Origin of the sequence: Caulobacter sp. CCH9-E1, from assembly GCF_001556515.1 — a bacterium.
In the GTDB taxonomy this organism is placed as follows: Bacteria; Pseudomonadota; Alphaproteobacteria; order Caulobacterales; family Caulobacteraceae; genus Caulobacter.
Map to the genome: position 1 here is coordinate 1 of NZ_LSJA01000297.1, position 18046 is coordinate 18046.

10 protein-coding genes are annotated in these 18046 nt (G+C 67.1%); 7 read left to right on the forward strand and 3 right to left on the reverse strand.

Going from position 1 to position 18046, the window contains the following annotated elements; all coding sequences use genetic code 11:
- Positions 1–315: 315 nt before the first annotated feature.
- From AX690_RS16520 to AX690_RS16550, 7 genes are all read left to right on the forward strand, one after another.
- Positions 316–1677: an arabinogalactan endo-1,4-beta-galactosidase gene (locus tag AX690_RS16520; protein ID WP_066680475.1), complete on the forward strand. Its 1362-nt coding sequence runs from the start codon at positions 316–318 to the stop codon at positions 1675–1677.
- Between the two features lie 119 nt (positions 1678–1796).
- Positions 1797–4454, forward strand: coding sequence for a TonB-dependent receptor (locus AX690_RS16525; RefSeq protein WP_066680474.1), 2658 nt, complete (start codon positions 1797–1799; stop codon positions 4452–4454).
- Positions 4455–4542: 88 nt separating this feature from the next.
- Positions 4543–7038 (forward strand): beta-galactosidase GalA, encoded by a 2496-nt coding sequence (gene galA, locus AX690_RS16530; RefSeq protein ID WP_066680473.1) that lies wholly within the window; start codon positions 4543–4545, stop codon positions 7036–7038.
- Positions 7039–7367: 329 nt separating this feature from the next.
- Entirely contained in the window at positions 7368–10532 is a 3165-nt protein-coding gene (locus AX690_RS16535; protein WP_082769708.1) for a TonB-dependent receptor, read from the forward strand.
- A 99-nt stretch (positions 10533–10631) separates the two neighbouring features.
- Positions 10632–11354 (forward strand): SapC family protein, encoded by a 723-nt coding sequence (locus AX690_RS16540; protein WP_066680465.1) that lies wholly within the window; start codon positions 10632–10634, stop codon positions 11352–11354.
- Entirely contained in the window at positions 11279–12385 is a 1107-nt protein-coding gene (locus tag AX690_RS16545; protein WP_197426890.1) for a cupin-like domain-containing protein, read from the forward strand. The genes AX690_RS16540 and AX690_RS16545 overlap by 76 nt, the downstream gene beginning before the upstream one ends.
- A gap of 19 nt (positions 12386–12404) precedes the next feature.
- A complete protein-coding gene (locus AX690_RS16550) occupies positions 12405–13904 on the forward strand; it encodes a tryptophan halogenase family protein (protein WP_066680463.1) in 1500 nt (499 codons plus the stop codon).
- Between the two features lie 2 nt (positions 13905–13906).
- Here the strand turns inward: AX690_RS16550 and AX690_RS16555 are convergent, their stop codons facing one another.
- The 3 genes from AX690_RS16555 to AX690_RS16565 all read right to left on the reverse strand — a co-directional run bounded on the left by AX690_RS16555 (position 13907) and on the right by AX690_RS16565 (position 18030).
- Positions 13907–15217: a glycosyltransferase family 4 protein gene (locus tag AX690_RS16555; protein WP_066680462.1), complete on the reverse strand. Its 1311-nt coding sequence runs from the start codon at positions 15215–15217 to the stop codon at positions 13907–13909.
- Positions 15218–15226: 9 nt separating this feature from the next.
- Positions 15227–16402 (reverse strand): FkbM family methyltransferase, encoded by a 1176-nt coding sequence (locus tag AX690_RS16560; RefSeq protein WP_082769709.1) that lies wholly within the window; start codon positions 16400–16402, stop codon positions 15227–15229.
- A gap of 80 nt (positions 16403–16482) precedes the next feature.
- Entirely contained in the window at positions 16483–18030 is a 1548-nt protein-coding gene (locus AX690_RS16565; RefSeq protein ID WP_066680460.1) for a hypothetical protein, read from the reverse strand.
- Positions 18031–18046 lie beyond the last annotated feature (16 nt).

Here is an 18046-nt window from a genome sequence, read left to right on the forward strand (position 1 = left end):
GGGTCGTACCGGGACCATGATCGCCTCTCCCTGAAAGGGGGATGGGCCGCGGGATGGCGGCGAGCACCTCAAACGGGGGCGCTCCCTTCGCTGTTCCATGCTGGTCGGTGAAGGTTTCTCGAAGGCGCCGAGAACGCGTGGAAATCCATGCGGGCGGGCGCGAACCGCGGCGATCAGCCTTCTTCATTTGATAGCGCGCGACCGGCCGGCTTGGCCGATCCATGCTCAGGCGGAAGACGATCCGCCTTGCATCCAAATTATACGATAAATAATATTCAAGCTGTGCGGCCGCCGAGTGGCCGCGACGGAGGAAATATGTCTGTCTCGAACCTGCGCCGCGCCGCCCTCGTTTCAACGCTGGCCCTGTCCTTCGCCGCGCCGTTCGGCTCGGCCTGGGCGGCGCCGAAAACCTATCTGGGCGTCGACATCTCGTACGCCAACGAGATGGAGGACTGCGGCGCGGTCTATCGCGCGGGCGGCAAGACCGTCGAGCCCTACGCCTTCTTCAAGCAGTCCGGCGCGAACCTCGCGCGCATCCGCATCTGGAACGATCCGGACTGGACGCCCTATTCGAACCTGAAGGACGTCAAGCGCAGCATCGCCAAGGCCAAGAAGGCCGGCATGCAGGTGCTGCTGGACTTCCACTATTCCGACGACTGGGCCGACGGCGATAAACAGATCGCCCCCAAGGCCTGGGCCAAGCTCTCGACGCCGGAGCAGGCCAAGGCGCTGTACGCCTTCACGCGCGAAACCCTGGCGGAGCTGGATCGCGAAGGTCTGATGCCCGACATGGTTCAGGTTGGCAACGAGACCAATGGCGAGATCGTCTCCAGCCTGGAAAAGGCCAAGGAGCCGATCAACTGGCAGCGCAACGCCTTGCTGTTCAACGCCGGCATCAAGGCGGTGCGCGACGCCGGCGCGGCCTCGGCGACCAAGCCCCGGATCATGCTGCACATCGCCCAGCCCGACACCATCGAACCTTGGTTCGCGGCCGCCGCCAAGGCGGGGGTGACGGACTTCGACCTGATCGGGATCAGCTACTACAGCAAGTGGTCCAAGCGCTCGATGGCCGAACTGGGCCAGACCATCAACCGCTTGCGCCATACCTATTCGGCGGACGTCGTGGTGGTCGAGACCGCCTATCCGTTCACCACCGACGGCGCCGACGCCTCGCCCAACCTGCTGGGCGAGGACTCGCTGATCGCCGGCTATCCGGCCACGCCCGCGGGCCAGAAGAAGTACCTGACCGACCTGACGCAGCTGGTCTTCGCCAATGGCGGGGTCGGGGTCGTCTATTGGGAGCCGGCGTGGCTGTCGACCAAGTGCAAGACTCGCTGGGGTGTCGGCTCCAACTGGGAAAACGCGGCGCTGTTCGACTTCAAGGGCCAGGCGCTGGAAGGCGTCGACTGGCTGAAGGCGCCCTATGTCATGCCAGTGGACGTGACGTTCCGGGTCAGAGCCCACGGGGAGGCGACGCGCTTCATCGATGGCGACTTCCTGGGCGGCGTCGGACCTCGTCCGATGACGCTGGAAGGCGGCGCGTGGACCTACCGCACGCGGCTGATGCCGGGTGTGGCGGTGACGGCCGCCACGGCGACCGAGCTCTCGGCGGTGGCGGACGCTCAAGCCAAGAGCGCGGCGGTCGGCAAGGGCGTGTCGATCGTCCCGCTCGACTGACCAAAGCCAAGCTGCTTGTCATGTCGGATTGATATGATAATTAGCCGCCCAAACTCGTTCTGATCCCGAGGGCAGTCCCGCCGAACGAAGCGTGGCGCCGCTCCTCCAGGGGGGAAACCATGACTCGTCATCCCATGCTCTTCGCCGCCGCCAGCGGTTTCGCCATGCTCATGGCCGCCGGCGCGCACGCCCAAACCACTCCCGCGCCGGCCTCCGAGGCCGCCCAGGTCGAGGAGGTCGTCGTCACCGGCGTCCGCAAGAGCCTGCGCGACGCCCTGGCCGTGAAGCAGGGCTCCGACAAGGTGGTCGAAGCCATCTCGGCCAAGGACATCGGCGTCCTGCCCGACGTGACCATCGCCGAGTCGATCGCCCGCCTGCCGGGCGTCAACGCCACCCGCGACCGCGGCAACGACAGCCAAGCCGTCGTCCGCGGCCTGGGCGCTCGTCTGGTGCTCGGCACGATCAACAACCGCGAGGTCGCCTCGACCGAGCCGGACCGCAACGTCCGCTGGGAAATCTATCCCTCGGAAGTCGTCTCGGGCGTCGAGGTCTACAAGTCGCAATCGGCCGACCTGATCGCCGGCGGCGTGGCCGCGACGATCAACATCAACACGATCGCCCCGCTGGACTACCGCGGCCCGGCCTTCGTGCTGCGCGCCGGTCCCGTGTTCTATGACGGCGGCAAGGACATCCCGAACTACGGCACGACCGGCTATCGCGGCTCGGGCTCGTTCGTCCACAAGATCAACGACGACCTGGCCATCGTCCTGGGCGCGACCGCCCAGCGCCAGAAGAACGGCTACGGCTCGTTCACGGGCTGGGGCTACAACGACTCCAACGCGCGTCCCCCCGCTGGGGCGAGCGACTACTCGAGCGACCTGAACCGCGACGGCAAGCTCGACGCCACGCCCTGGGGCGCGCAGATGTCGGCCAGCCGCATCGACCAGAAGCGCAAGGGGATTTCGGGCGGCCTGCAGTACAAGCCGACCGATCACTTCGAGCTGAAGGCCGACGCGCTCTATTCGAAGATCAAGATCACCGAGGTCCAGGACCAGACGGTCTGGGGCGACGGCAAGTGGGGCAACTGGAACACGGGCGCGAACAACGTCGGCTGGAACGACGACGTCTATAACGCCCCCGGCGCGTCCTACACGCTGATCAACAACACGGTGGTCGCCGCCTCGCGCCTCCCGTTCAGCCCGGTCAAGACGGTGCTGGCCAAGTACAGCGAAGACAAGGACCTGTTCGCCAGCGGCCTGAACGGCAAGTGGACCGGCGACCTGTGGACCGTCGCGGGCGACGTCTCCTATTCGAAGGCCAAGCGGACCAACAGCTGGAAAGCCGTGCGGTTCGAGGCCTGGCCGACCTGGACCAGCTTCGACTGGCGCGCGGGCGTGACGCCGACGATCACGACGGGTCAGGACAACACCACGCTCGCCCAGACGGCGGACCTCGCCGGTTCGTATGACGGTCCCGAGCATCTGAACGACGAGCTGAAGGCCGCGGCCCTGGACTTCACCCGCGATTTCTCCGGCGGCGTTTTCAAGAGCGTCCAGTTCGGCGCGCGCGCCTCGGACCGTGTGAAGAGCCACAGCAACTTCAGCTTCGCCCCGACGGCCACCGGCGCGACGATCCCGGCCAACCTGCTGACCGGCTACAAGCTGAGCGACGGCGCGAACGTTCCGGCCATCCTGACCGGCGACATCGACAAGATCGCCGCCATCGCCTACGGCCCGAACGCCTTCGACGTCTCCAAGGCGACCGAGAAGCTGGCCGAGCGCTGGACCGTTCAGGAGAAGGTCTACGAAGGCTACGGCAAGCTGAACTTCGCCGCCGACGGCCCGGCCGGCGTCTGGGTCACTGGCAACATCGGCGCTCGCGTCGTTCACACCGAGACCAGCAGCGAAGGTCTGCAGCAGGACACCGCCAGCGCCTTCGTCCCGGCGAACGTCGACAACGACTATACCGACTTCCTGCCGTCGGCGAACGCCAAGCTGGACTTCGGCGGCGGCAAGGTCGTGCGCTTGGGTCTGGCCAAGGTCATCGCCCGTCCGCCGCTGGACGAACTGCGCGCCAGCCGCAGCCTGTCCAACTGGGCCCCGTGGACCGGAAGCGCCGGTAATCCGAAGCTGAAGCCGTTCGAGGCCACCCAGTTCGACGCCTCGGCCGAATACTATTTCCGTCCCGAAGCCCTGGTGGCGCTGTCCTACTACTACAAGGACGTCGACTCCTACATCGGCTGGAAGCAGACCCCTGTCGCGTTCGGCGGTCAGACCTACACGGTCGCCAGCCCGGCCAACGGCGGCAGCGGCCACATCCAGGGCGTGGAGCTGACCTTCCAGACGCCGTTCTTCTTCCTGCCGGGGCCGTTCGACAAGTTCGGCATCTACTCGAACTACGCCTATGTGGAATCGAACCTGAAGGAGTTCTCGCCGGCCAACAATCCGCTGCGGATGACGGGCCTCGCCAAGAACACCGCCACGGTCGACCTGTGGTACGCCAACGGTCCGGTCGAAGCGCGCCTGGGCTGGAAGTACCACTCGCCGATGACGGTCATCTACGGCTGGAACGGTTCGGATCTGCAGACGCTGGAAAGCGAGAAGACCCTCGACTTCAGCTCGTCCTACAAGATCAACGAGACCGTCAGCGTCCGCTTCCAGGTCAACAACCTGACCAACGAAGCGCTGCGGATGTACCGCGACAACGACCCGAACCGCATCGGCCGCTACGACTCCTATGGTCGTCGCTACCTGATGGACGTCACTTTCAAGTTCTAGAGCGTCGATCCTCCCCGACGTTCCCTGCGCTGGGGAGGAGGCGGCATGCCTCCTCCCCATTTTTTTGACTCATCGAGAGGCTCGCTCCATGGCCCAGATCAACCGACGCCAGGCCCTGGCCGCCGCCGGGGGCGCAGCCCTCCTGGCCAACGCTTCCCAGGCCGCCGTCGCCGCCGTCGCCGCGCCCATCGCCGCCATCGACCTGGCGCCGCGCGACCGCTCGTCCCTGGACTTCGGTTGGCGCTTCGCCCTGGGCCACGCCTCCGATCCCGCCAAGGACTTCGATTTTGGCGGCAACCAGCGCACCTACGCCAAGGCGGGCGCCGACGCGCCTAACTGGTGGGTCGCCGCTGCGGCTCAGAAGACCTTCGACGACAGCGCCTGGAAGCCGGTGACCCTGCCGCACGACTGGGCGGTCGAGCTGCCGTTCGTCGACAACCCCGACTACAAACCCTCGGGCAAGCCGGACGACGAGGATGTGCTGGCCGCCCACGGCTACAAGGCGCTGGGGCGTCGCTTCCCCGAGAACAGCATCGGCTGGTATCGCAAGACCTTCGCCCTACCGGCCAGCGACGCGGGCAAGCGTCTTTCGATCGAGTTCGACGGGGCGTTCCGCGACACTCTGGTGATGGTCAACGGCTATGTCCTCGAGCGCGAGGAGAGCGGCTACTCGCCGTTCCGCGTCGATATCACCGACATCGCCAACATCGGCGGCGACAACCTGATCACCGTGCGCGTTGACGCCAGCCTTGGCGAAGGCTGGTTCTACGAGGGGGCGGGACTCTACCGCCACGTCTGGCTGGTCAAGACCGCGCCGGTGCACGTGCCGCAGTGGGGCGTCTTCGTCCGCGCCAAGGTCGACGGAACGGTCCAGATCGACACCGATCTCGTCAACGAATCCGACGCCGCCCAGGCTTTCGAGGTCTCGCACGCCGTGCTGGACGCCGCCGGCAAGCCGGTGCTGGCCGTCGCCCCCGCCGCCGGCAGCCTGCCAGCCTGGGAGCGCCAGAGCCTGTCCCAGACCGTGACCCTGGCCAATCCGGTGCTGTGGTCGCTTGAAAACCCGCATCTCTACACCTTGGTCACCGAGACCAAGGTCGGCGGCGCGGTAGTGGACCGTTTCGTCACGCGCTTCGGCGTCCGCTCGATCCGCTTCGACCCGGCCAATGGCTTCTTCCTGAACGACAAGCCGGTGAAGCTGAAGGGGAGCTGCAATCACCAAGACCACGCCGGGGTCGGCGCGGCGATCCCGGACGCCCTGCAGGTCTGGCGGCTGGAGCAGCTGAAGTCGATGGGCTGCAACGCCTATCGCGCCGCCCACAACCCGCCGACGCCGGAGCTGCTGGACGCCTGCGACCGGCTGGGGATCCTGGTCGTCGACGAGACGCGCCGCATGTCCAGCGATCCGACCTCGCTCGACGAGCTGGAGCGCCTGGTCCGCCGCGACCGCAACCACCCGTCGGTGATCCTGTGGTCGATCGGCAACGAGGAGCCGCAGCAGGCGACCGCGCGCGGCGTCAAGGTCGCCAAGACGATGAAGCGCCTGGTCAACCGCCTCGATCCGACCCGTCTGGTGACGGCCGCCATGGACAGCGGTTTCGGCGAGGGGATCAGCGGCGTCATCGACGTCCAGGGCTTCAACTATCGCCACGAGAAGATGGACGACTTCCACGCCCGCTTCCCGAACATGCCGATCATCGGCAGCGAGAGCGCCAGCGTGGTGACGACGCGCGGCGAGTACGTTCGCGACGAGGCCAAGTCGTACGTGCCCGCTTACGACACCGACCACCCCTGGTGGGCGACGACGGCGGAGAAGTGGTGGAGCCACGCGGCCGACCGTCCGTGGATGGCGGGCGGCTTCATCTGGACCGGCTTCGACTATCGCGGCGAGCCGACGCCGTTCAACCGCTGGCCCAGCATCAGCTCGCACTTCGGGGCGCGGGATACCTGCGGCTTCCCGAAGGACAACTACTATTACTACCGCGCCTGGTGGCGGTCCGAGCCGCTGCTGCACCTCCTGCCGCACTGGAACTGGGAAGGCCGCGAGGGCCAGCCGATCGCGGTCTGGGCCCATAGCAACTGCGACAAGGTCGAGCTGTTCCTGAACGGCAAGAGCCAGGGCGTTCGCGCGGTGAAGGCCAACCACCACGTCGAGTGGTCCGTGCCCTACGCGCCGGGCGTGCTGGAGGCTCACGGCTACAAGAACGGCAAGGTGGTCCTGCGCGAGCGTCGCGAGACGGCGGGCCCGGCAGCGGCCCTGCGTCTGACCGCCGACCGCGTCCGCTTGACCGCCGACGGCCAGGACGTGGCGGTGCTGAAGGTCGAGGTCCTGGACGCCAAGGGCCGTCCCGTTCCGCGCGCCGACGATCTGGTCCGCTTCGAGCTTTCGGGTCCGATCGACCTGATCGGGGTCGGCAACGGGAACCCCACCAGCCACGAGCCGGACGTCGCGCTTCAGCGCAAGGCGTTCAACGGCCTGGCCCAGGCGATTGTCCGCACCCGGCAGAATCAGTCGGGACGGGGCAGGGTGGTCGTCAGCGCCCCAGGCCTGAAAAGCGCGGCCCTGGATGTTGCGTTGATATAACGCCGCAACGCGAAATTTTCCTACGCCCTTGCGAGACGAGTGTCGGAGCCGACGCTCGTCTCGATGCGTTTCTACGCACGGAAACCGGTTACCGCGCTGAAATAGTCAGACTGTTGGCAAGGCCCGAGGCATGGCTTTGTGTGGCGCCCGCGAAGAGCGCCGAAATCGCGGCCCATTTGTCATAAGAATGGCCCGAAAAACCGCTTGAAAAAAGATTGCTAGCGCTGTCATTTTGGCATTGCGGCAGTGATGGACCGATGTTACCGCTAACTCGTCTCTCGTGCCCTGGTTGTCCATCAGGCTGCTGGAACGAGAAGAGCGGCCGGGAAATGCTTCCGGATCGTAACAATAACATCGCCCCAGAGAGGGCATTATTAGGGGGAACGGCTATGAAGCGGCTTCGTCGCTTGAACGCGTCTGCCTCTTGTGTCGCCATCACGGCGGCCATGTTCGCCAGCCCGGTTCTGGCTCAGCAGACGTCCAACACCACCGTCGATGAAATCGTCATCACGGGCATCCGCGCTTCGCTCGAGCGTTCGATCGAGATCAAGCGCACCAACAGCGGCGTGGTCGACGCCATCTCGGCCGAAGACATCGGCAAGTTCCCGGACACCAACCTGGCTGAATCGCTACAGCGGATCACCGGCGTGTCCATCGACCGCACCAACGGCGAAGGCTCGCAGGTGACGGTCCGCGGCTTCGGCGGCGGTTTCAACCTGGTGACCCTGAACGGCCGCACCATGCCGACGGCCAACGTCGCCACGGTCGGCGGCGACCAGTCGTCGGACACCGCGGGCGGCACCAGCCGTTCGTTCGACTTCTCGAACCTCGCCTCGGAAGGCGTGACCACGCTGGAGGTCTACAAGACCGGCCGCGCGGCCATTCCGTCGGGCGGCATCGGCGCCACGATCAACGTCAAGACCCGTCATCCGCTGGACGCCCGCGAGAGCGGCCTGAGCGGCAGCATCGGCGTCAAGGGCGTCTATGACCAGAGCATGGACAAGAAGGTCGACGACTTCGGCCACAAGATCACGCCGGAAGTCTCGGGCCTGCTGAACTGGACGGACGACGACAAGAAGTTCGGCGTCGCCCTGTTCGGCGCCTACCAGAAGCGCGACTTCACCAGCCGCAGCGTCACGTCGAACGACTGGAACATCCGCACCTTCGCGGAATTTAACAATCCGGCCAACGGCTTCGTCCGCAACGGCGGCGCGACCCAGATCACCGGCGCGCCGTCCAGCGGCTCGACCCTGGTGGCGATCCCCAACGACAGCCGCTACCACTTCTCGCAAGGCGAGCGTGAGCGGATCAACGGCCAGCTGACGGCGCAGTTTCGCCCGACCGACAGCCTGACCATCACGGGCGATGTGCTGTACGCGCAGAACAAGTCGTTCGAGCGCCGCAACGACAGCACCAACTGGTTCAACCGTCCGTTCGACAAGGTCACCTTCGACAACAACCCCACCGTCGCCACGGCCGTCCTGCTCTCGGAAACGCTGAGCGGCACCAAGGACATGGGCTTCGAGCAGCAGTATCGCAGCAACGAAGACACCCTGAAGTCCTATGGCCTGAACGCCGAATGGGACCTGTCCGACCGCGTCCGCGTCCGCCTGGACGGCCACATCTCGAAGGCCGACTCCGGTCCGGACTCGCCGAACGGCACCAGCTCGACCACCGTGTCGATCGGCGCGCCGATCGTCTCGTCGCACTCGGTCGACTACAGCGGCAAGGTTCCGGTTCAGAAGATCACGATCAACGACGCGGCCCCGCGCGGCAACGGCAATGGCGTGATGGATGTCGGCGACCTGGGCAGCCAGGTGGCTCGCACCTGGACCAACAGCCAGAAGCACGAAGTCAAGGAAATCCGGGGCGACCTGACCTGGGATCTGGACGACAACGGCAGCCGCTTCGACGCCGGTTTCAACTACCGCACCTCGAAGATGGTCCAGGCGTCCAGCTCGACGCAGCAGGACCTGGGCAGCTGGGGTATCTCGAACCCGCGCGACGTCCAGCAGTACGCCGGCAACCTGGTCAAGGCCTTCTGCATGGCCTGCCAGTTCAACGAGTTCGATCTGCAGCAGAGCGGCGCGGGCCTCGTCTCGTTCCGGGCCAACGCGATCGACCTCTACAACGCCATGTCGGCGCCGTACGTCGCTCGCGGCAACGCGGTCGGCATCACGGGCCAGGCCCGCAACCAGGTCGACGAAGACATCCTGGCCGGCTACGCCCAAGTCACCTGGAAGTCGGAACTGGCCGGTCGTCCCGCGACCCTGGTCACGGGCGTCCGCTATGAGCGCACCGACGTGACGTCGACCTCGCTCATCCGGACCCCCAGCGCCATCGTCTGGACCGCCGACAACGACTTCCGCCTCGACACCGCCAGCACCTATTCGCCGCTGTCGGGTAAGGGCAAGTACAACAACCTGCTGCCGGCCCTGGACTTCAGCGTCGACATCCGTGACGACCTGATCGGCCGCTTCTCGTTCAGCCGCACCATCGCCCGTCCGGACTACGGCAACCTGTTCGCCGCCCAGACGGTCGGCACGCCGAACCGTCCGGTCTCCAACGGGGCCATCCCGCTGGGCACCAGCGGCAACCCGGACCTGGAGCCGCTGATCTCGGACAACTTCGACGTCTCGCTGGAGTGGTACTACAAGCCCAGCAGCTTCGTTTCGGCGGGCTTCTTCGAGAAGCGCGTGAACAACTTCGTCGGCACCGGCACCTTCACGCAGAACCTGTTTGGTCTGCGTGACGTCAGCTCCGGCGCGGACGGCACGCGTTCGGGCACGGCCAAGGCGCTGCTGTCGGCCATCGGCGCCGACCAGACCGACGTCAACCTGTTCACGATGACGGCCCTGCTGCAGACCACCGGCTCCTCGGCGGCGGCTCAGGCTCAGTTCCAGGCCAACCGCATCGCTGGCGGCGACCTGAACCAAGCCTTCGTCGACCAGATCCTGGCGGCGGTGGACATCGCGCCGAACAGCACCGATCCGCTGATGAACTTCCAGGTGTCGAAGCCGATCAACAACCGGACCGGCAAGATCCACGGTTTCGAAATCGCGGCTCAGCACTTCTTCGGCGACACCGGCATCGGCGTCTCGGGCGCCTACACCATGGTGCGCGGCGACGTCGAGTTCGACAACGGCGCGAGCCCGTCGCAGGACCAGTTCGCTCTGCTGGGTCTGTCGGACACGGCTAACGCCACGCTGATCTACGACAAGAACGGCATCTCGGCGCGCCTGACCTACAACTGGCGTGACAAGTTCCTGCAAGCCACCAACCGCGGTGGTTCGCGGAACCCGGTCTATGTCGCGCCCTTCACGCAGATCGACTTCAACATCAGCTACGACGTCACGCCGAAGCTGGCGGCCTCGTTCGAAGGCATCAACCTGACCAAGGAGCACGTGCGCACCTACGCTCGCGATCCGAACCAGCTGTGGTTCGCTCAAGAGCTGGACCGCCGCTTCCTGCTCGGCGCTCGCTACCGCTTCTAAGACTGGAAGTCTCTTAGAAGCTTAAGGAGGGGCCGCCGCGCTTGCGGCGGCCCCTTTCTTCCTTTGAAGTGCGCGTATGACAGCGTGAGTGCGGGCCCGATGAACCGAGTGCTTCTGAACAATGTCGATCACGCCGATCTGCGGGTGATCGCCGGGCATGGCGCGGCCTTCGGCGACGCGATCAACCAGGCCTTGATCCTGCCCACCGAGTTCGAGGCGGCCCAACGCGAATATCCGATCCTGATCCGCAAGGACGACGCCGGCGGCTATCAGGCCGTTGTCCTGCTGGGGCTGGATCGCGACGAGAACCTCTTCCTCGACGAGACCGGCTGGAACGCCCGCTATGTGCCGGCGGTGCAACGGCGCGGGCCGTTCTCCATCGCCCTTCAGCGCGACGCTCTGGGCGACGCGCCGCGCCCGATGATCCATGTCGACCTCGATCACCCGCGCGTCAGCCGCGACGAAGGCGAGCGCGTGTTCCTGCCCGCCGGCGGCAACTCACCCTATCTGCAAGGCGTCAGCCGCACCCTGGGTCAGATCCACGACGGCTTGGAGATCGCCGGGCCGATGTTCGCCTTCTACGACGAACTGGGCTTGATCGAGCCGATCGACGTCGAGATCAAGCTGGACGACGGGACCAGCTACGACCTGCCCGACGTCTTCACCATCGCGCCCGATCGGCTGGCGGCGGTCACGGGCGAGAACCTCGAGAAGCTGCACCAGTCGGGCCTGCTGCGCGCCGCCCACTGGATCATCGCCTCGATGGGCAATGTCGAGGATCTGATCGCGCGCAAGGCGCGGCGCCAGGCTCGACTGGCATGAGCGCCCTGACGGCCCGCCGCACGCTGGAGGCCGCCGTCGCCACGCCGGCGGACATCCCGTTCGACGCCATCCTGGCCGGCCAGACCCCAATGCTGTTCAAGGGCTTGGTCCGCGACTGGCCGTTAGTACGCAAAGGCCTCGAATCCAGCCAAGCGGCCCGCGATTACATCCGCGCCCACGACCGGGGCGGGCGCGTCGTCGGCTATTCCGCCGACCCGGAGGTTCGCGGTCGGTTCTTCTATGACGAGACCTGCACGGCGGTGAACTTCAAGGCCGAGCGCGCGCCGCTCGAGACCTTCCTGAGTCGGCTCGAAGCGGTCGAGGAGCTCAATGACGCGCCGGCCGTCTATGTCGGTTCGGCCGACCTCGACGCCTATTTCCCGAGCCTGAAGGCCGAGAACGATCTGGCTTTGGGGGCCGAGGTCTACGGCGACCAGCCGCCCATGGCGGGCATCTGGATCGGCAACCGCACGACCGCCGCCGCCCATTGGGACATGTCCAACAACATCGCCGTCTGCGCCGCGGGCCGACGGCGCTTCACCCTGTTCCCGCCCGACCAGGTGGCCAACCTCTATCCCGGCCCGCTGGAACCGACGCCCGGCGGCCAGGTGGTCAGCATGGTCGACTTCGAGAACCCCGATTTCGACGCCCATCCGGGCTTCCGCGAGGCTCTGGAAACAGCGCAGGTGGCCGAGATGGAGCCCGGCGACGTGCTGGTCTATCCCGCGCTGTGGTGGCACCAGGTCGAGGCGCTGGAGCCGTTCAACGTCCTGATGAACTACTGGTGGAACGCCGCGCCGGCGCATGCCGACACGCCGATGAACACCTTGCTGCACGGCCTGCTGAGCCTTCGGGACCGGCCGGACTTCGAGAAGCAGGCCTGGAAGGCCATGTTCGACTACTACGTTTTCGGTCCCGCCGACCGGGCCGGCGCGCATCTGCCCGTGGGCGCGCGTGGGCCGCTGGGACCGATGGACGCCATGACCGCCCGGCGGCTGCGCGCGCAGCTGCTGGACCGGCTGAACCGATAAGATCAAAGGGAGTGACGCCATGACCCAGCAGACGATCCGCAAGGTGGTGATCGCGGGCGGCGGCACCGCCGGTTGGACCGCCGCGGCCGCCTTGGCGCGCCAGCTTGGTCCGCTGCTGGACATCACCCTGGTCGAGTCCGAGGACATCGGCACGGTCGGGGTAGGGGAGTCGACCATCCCCACGGCCCGCACCTTCAACGCCCTGCTCGGCATAGACGAAGCCGAGTTCATGCGGGCGACCCAGTCGACCTTCAAGCTGGGGATCTCGTTCGAGAACTGGGGCGAGGTCGGCGATCGCTACATCCACTCGTTCGGCCAGGTCGGGAAATCCACCTGGATGGGCGGCTTCCACCACTTCTGGATGCAGGCCCAGGCGCAAGGGTTCGGCGGCGATCTGGGCGACTACTGCCTGGAGCTGAAGGCGGCCGAGGGCGAGCGGTTCTTCACCGGCGAGAACGGTCCGCTGAACTACGCCTACCACCTGGACGCCGGCCTCTATGGCCAGTTCCTGCGGCGCATGGCCGAGGCGGACGGCGTCAAGCGCGTCGAGGGCAAGATCGCCAGCGTCCGCCAGAGCGCGACCGACGGCTCGGTCGAGGCGCTGGTGATGGAGTCCGGCCAAGCGGTCGAGGGCGACCTCTTCATCGACTGCACCGGCTTCCGCGGCCTGCTGATCGAGCAGACCCTGAAGGCGGGCTACGAGGACTGGGGCCACTGGCTGCCGACCAACAGCGCCCTGGCGGTCCAGACCCGGTCAACCGAGCCGGCCAAGCCCTACACCCGCGCGATCGCCCACCACGCCGGCTGGCGCTGGAAGATCCCGCTGCAGCACCGGGTCGGCAATGGCCTCGTCTACTGCAACGAGTTCATGTCCGACGACGAGGCGCTCGCTTTGCTGCAAGGCGAGATCGAGGGCGAGACCCTGATCCCGCCGCGCTTGATCCGCTACCGAACGGGCCGCCGCCGCAAGACCTGGGACAAGAACGTCGTGGCCCTGGGGCTTTCCAGCGGCTTCGTCGAGCCGCTGGAGTCGACCTCGATCCACCTGATCATGGTCGGTGTCACCCGGCTGATGCAGCTGTTTCCCTTCGGCGGGATCAGTCAGGCCGCGATCGACCGCTACAACCGCCTGGCCGATGACGAGTTGGAGAAGATCCGCGACTTCATCATCCTGCACTACAAGGCGACCGAACGGACCGACAGCCCGTTCTGGGACCGCGTGCGCGAGATGGAGATCCCCGACAGCCTGGGCCAGCGGATCGAGCTGTTCCGGGAGAGCGCCCAGGTCTACCAGGCCCCGGGCGAGCTGTTCCAGGTCGACTCCTGGCTACAGGTGCTGCTGGGGCAGCGGGTCGAGCCGAAGAGCTTCCACGCCATGGGCCGCCTGATGCCGCCGCAGCAGCTGAAACAGGCCCTGGACGACCTGAAGCGCAACATCGCCGGGACGGTCAGCCGCCTGCCGCAGCACCAGGCGTTCCTCGACGCCTATTGCGCGCCGCCGGTCAGCAAGAGCGCGTAAGCTCAGCTGTCGATCGGCGCGAACAGCTTCTGAAGCGTCGCGCCGACGCGGGCGGCGGAAGGATCGTTGGGCGGCAGCCCAAAGCCGCGCAGTTCGTGGCCGATCCGTTCGCCGATAGCCAGCAGCGGCCGGCTGGTGATCTGGACCTGGGCCAGATTCTCCACGGCCTGGGCGTAGCGCTCGGCGTTCAGCGATTCCAGAGCCCAGGCTCGGGCGGCCTCACCGGTTTTTCGCCGCAGGGGCGTGTCGCCGGCCAGGCGCTCTAGCACCTGGCGGATCTCGTCTACCACGATCTCGCCATCGACCTTGAAGACCAGGTCATCCGGCAGCTCGCCATAGAAGCCGGCGCGCGCCACGACGGTAGGGCGGCCGCTGAGCATGCCCTCGCAGGCCGAGCCCGAGGCGCCTTCCAGGACGGGCTTGCGAAGGGCGCAGATGATGTCGGCCTCGTCGAGACGCTGGTCCAGCGTCTCATCGTCGACGGCGCCGTCGATGACGAGGTTGTCGAAGCCGACCTCCGCCGCCACCGCTTCGAGCCTTGCGCGCTCGTCATCCGAGATCGGGCCAACCAGGCGGTAGACGCAGGTCTTCAGCGCTTCGGAACCGCCGATCGCCCGGATCACGTCGGCGACGCGCTTGTTGGGGTTCATGACGCCGACCGTGGTGATGGTCAGGCGGTCCTTGGCCTTCGGCGGTCCCGGCGGCGTCTCCCGATCCGGGCAGCAGAGCGGGGTGACGTCCACGGGGCCGGCGCAGGCGGCCTCCAGGCGCGAGGCGTAGAAGCGGGCGTGGGCCAGGGCGGCCTCGCAGCGCTGGGCCAGCCACTCTGTCATCGGCAGCTTGGCGGCGATCTCGCCCATGTCGAGCATCTGGCCCGAGCGGACCGCGACGGCGTTAGCCTCGGCCTCGGCCTCGGGACCATAGGTGGCGACGATCTCGGCGTCGTGCCGGCGATAGTCGAGCCCGTTGTGGTGCAGCCAGCCCGAGAACAGGTTGTAGATGTAGAAGTCGTGGAAAATCCCCAGGCACGGCGCGGCGTCCAGGATCGCCAGGGCGCCGGCGTGGAAGGGGTAGTTGTCGCCGATATTGACGATGACGACGTCGAAGTCCTCCCGAAGCCGCGTCAGATCGACCGCGCGCCAGTGGCGGACGGGCAGGCGGCTCGGATGCAGCGGCTCGGCCGTGTCATCCACGTCCTCGCAGCGTAGGATTTCGACCTCATGCCCCCGCGCGGCGAGGGCGGCGGTGACGGCGGCGCTGACTCGGCCGATGGACGAGCGCAGCACGAAAGGCGTGACCCAGCAGATCTTCATCGCTGGGCCCTAGCGCTGCAAAAGCCGGCGCTCGGCGTCGCCGCCGGGCCGCACGAAGGCGATGTTGGCGGACACGAACTTCGCGGCGGCCTTGGCGTCGGTCGGCGCGCAGGCGCCGGTGGCCTCGTCGATCAGATAGGGCTTGAAGCCGGCGTCGGCGAAGGCCTTGAACCATTGGGCAGGCGTCTGGCCGACCCGCGTCAGGTGCTCGGGCCCGAACTCGGCCAGGATGGCGAGGTCCGGGTTTTTCGCGATCACGCCCTTCATGCCGGCCAGCACGTCCAGCTCCGCGCCCTCGACGTCGATCTTGACCACGTCCAGGCGCTGGCGCGGCGCCACGTCGTCCAGGCGCACCACCTCGACCTCGACGGTGCGCGCCTCCTCGGCCTCGGGCAGGGCGTAGAGCGAGCTATGGCCGATGATGTCGCTGACGTGGAAGGTCAGGCGTCCCGCCTTCTCGCCAACGGCCTGGTCGCGCACCTCGACCCAGGACAGGCCGTTGAGATGCTTCATCTTTTCGAGGTTGGCGCGGGGCGTGGCCTCCGGTTCGAAGGCGATCACCTTGCCCTCGGGACCGGCGGCGCGGGCCATGACCAGGGTCAGCAGGCCGATATTGGCCCCGACATCGGCCACGGACATGCCCGGACGAACCAGGCGTCGCAGAACGTCGCCGGTGCCCGGCTCCAGGCCCTTGCTGGTGGCGTTGGCCAGCATGGTGACGAAGGTCGGCAGGGCGCGCGGCGCCAGGACGTAGCCTTCGCGCATGCGGATCGCCACGGACTCCTCGTCATAGTGGATCAGCGGCCGCAGCTTGATCTCGAGTTCGTCGAAGCGCGGACCGAACAGGCCGGGCAGGGCGCCCAGAGCCTCGCCGCTCTGCGCCATCCGCGCCTCAAGCCGCGCCAGGGTCGCGGCCAGGCGCTCGTTCTGCTGGAGCGCGACGTCGAGCTGCGCCCGCACCGCCAGGACATCGGCCGACAGCACGCGGATCTCGTGCTCGACGCTGGCCTGCAGATAGCGGCGCACATAGCTGGCGATCGGCGCCAGCACGGGCCCCAGCAGCCGGCGCGCGAAACCAAACCGCCGACGCGGCGCGGGCGGCGCGGGATCGGGAGCGGAAGATGGCTGAGGCGATGGCGCGCTCATGGCGGAACGGATCGCCAAGTCCAGACGTGCGGGCCTCAAGTGAATCCTTCCCGGTGGCCGCTCTGCGGCCGCCGCTTGCTCTTGCCTAGCCGAAGACCGCCAGGGCGGCCAAGGCCGGCCTAGAACAGAAAGCTGTAGTATTGCTGGAAGGCGCTGTGATCGCCGACCAGATTGATCGAGCTATGGTCGGGCAATTCGAACGTCACGCTGGTGACGTGAGTGATCGCGCCCGGATCGCTGGTGATGCGGGCGTCGTACATCACGACCTGCGAGCCATCCATCGCAAGGCTGACGACGGCGGTGTGGGCCATGAAGGAATCAATGACCTGCCGCACCAGATCGATCGAGACGAAGTCGATATGGGCCGTCGTCTTCTGAGGACCAACGGGCTCGGGGGGCGAAACGGTGTCGCCGCCCGCCGAAGGGCTGGGCGTTTCCGGCGCGGCGACGACGTCGCCCGTCTGTCCCCCGGGCTGAACACCGACCGGCGCCACCTGCACGTGCGTGCTTTGCGACAGGATCTCGGCCAGCACATCAGGCAGCTTGGAGACTTCGATCACGGCGATCTTCTGAGCCGTCGCCGTATCGCCGACCACGGCGCGCACCAGCTGGACAGCCTCGACGTCCGGCAGAGCGCCCGCGCCCAGGCGAATCTTCAGAACCCAGTCGGCGCTGTCATGGACGGACGGCGCGGATAGCGGCGAGACGGCGGCGTCGTAGCGACCAGTTCCATCGCCGCCATTGCCGCCATTGCCGCCGCCGCCCTTGGCGCCGCCCAACGTCGTTTCGGTCGGGTCGATGCGATCAACCGTGCTCGGCATGGTCGACAGCAGGGCGACGAGCGAAAGCACCGAAGAGGCGGTCTGCGCCGGCGTGCTGACGGCGGCCGCGGCGTGGGCCAGCGCGATCGAGGCGTCGCCGTCGGCCACCGCCGTCGGATCCGGCGTGGCGGCTCCGCCGAGATCGAGCGCCGCGGCGTTGGCGGCCAGCGCCATGCGCGCGGCGGGCTCCAGGCTGGACTGTTCAACCTTGAAATCAGCGGCCAGCAGCGCGGCGGCCAGCACCAGGATCGCCTGGTTGGCCGGCAGCTGCACGGTGTCATAGGCCGCCGACTGAGCGTTCGCGGCGGCGACCGGCGGAAGAGAGGCCGCGCCGCCGTTCAGGCTGGTGTTCGAGCTGGACGACAGCAGCGCCGGACGCGCGTGCGAGGCCGGCGGATTGGCCGCGCCGCTCTCGGCCGCGCGCGCCTCGCCGCTCTTGAAGAAGGCGGTGCCCACAACAGCCACCAGCAGGGCGGCGGGGTGGACGGAGATGTTGTCGCCGCGATCCGACCGGCGGATCAGCGGGTGGCGCGCGACCATGTTTCGCACCATCGAGGAGAAGTCGAAGCCGCGCGCGATCTCTTCATAGGCCGGGCCGGCGATCAGATACTCGCCATCGATGCGCGCGAAGTGGATGACGACCTCGCCATCATCGGTCCGATAGAAGACGAACCAAGGTTCCTTCTCGTCGCTCAGGCCGCGGTCGGTGCCGACGCGGATCCCCGCCCGCAGCAGGGCGGCCTCGACGCGATAGAATTCGGCCAGCTCCTGCTGGCTCCAGTCCGCCGCCGGAGCGGGGACGTATCGCGGCGAACGCTGGAAGAACGAGAGGACTTGCGCGGCCATGTCGGCGGATTGTTCC